At 59.8% G+C, this 244-nt stretch carries 1 protein-coding gene; it reads left to right on the top strand.

The genetic code is table 11. The features are described 5' to 3' along the window. The coding region (locus tag SB771_RS36445; RefSeq protein ID WP_410722218.1) for an SDR family oxidoreductase at positions 1 to 192 on the top strand (192 nt) is incomplete at its 5' end. Between the last annotated feature and the right edge of the window lie 52 nt (positions 193 to 244).

Genomic DNA, 244 nt, shown 5'->3' with positions numbered 1-244 from the left:
ACGCCTGGGGCGCGCACAGCATCGGCGGCCATTGAACTCAAGGGGCCAATAATGGGGGAAGGGCGCATCCCACTGGGAGGGATGGGTGATGTGCAGGATATTGCCAATGCAGCCTTGTTCTTGGCCAGCCCTGCATCACGTTACATCACTGGCCAACTATTGGCCGTAGACGGTGGGTTCCTGGTTAGCTGAGGGCGCCTGAAGGCGCGCGTCGTTCTTGTGGAGTACTCGGTACTGACTCGGA

The sequence above is a fragment of the Burkholderia sp. SIMBA_051 genome (genome assembly GCF_046534915.1).
Taxonomy (GTDB): Bacteria; Pseudomonadota; Gammaproteobacteria; order Burkholderiales; family Burkholderiaceae; genus Burkholderia; species Burkholderia ambifaria.
Note: the sequence above shows the minus strand (reverse complement) of the source record. Positions and strands in the feature narration are given on the sequence as shown.